This window comes from Pseudoalteromonas sp. SIMBA_162 (genome assembly GCF_046535955.1).
Lineage (GTDB): Bacteria > Pseudomonadota > Gammaproteobacteria > Enterobacterales > Alteromonadaceae > Pseudoalteromonas > Pseudoalteromonas marina.
Map to the genome: position 1 here is coordinate 1 of NZ_JAWJBQ010000204.1, position 310 is coordinate 310.

The 310-nt window shown below is 68.4% G+C and carries 1 pseudogene; it reads left to right on the forward strand.

Features of this window, described 5'->3' with window-relative positions:
• Positions 1-310: pseudogene (locus R0J88_RS19375) on the forward strand (DNA mismatch repair protein MutS); the annotation flags it as partial.

The window sequence follows — 310 nt, forward strand, 5'->3', positions numbered from 1 at the left end:
TGACCCGGCGACCAGCAAGGGGCCTGTCGAGCGCAAGGTGGTACGTATCGTCACCCCGGGAACGCTGCATGATGAGGCGCTGCTGGATGCCAGCCGCGACAACCTGCTGGTGGCGCTGCACCGTGATGGCGAGACCTGGGGCCTGGCCGCTCTCGAGCTCTCCTCCGGTCGCTTCAGCGTGCTCGAGGTCAATGGTGATGACGAGCTGCTGGCCGAGATCCAGCGTCTGTCGCCTGCCGAAGTCATGGTCGGCGAAAGCCGTACCCTCCCCGCCAGCCTGGCCTCGCGCCCGGGCCTGACCCGCCAGAGC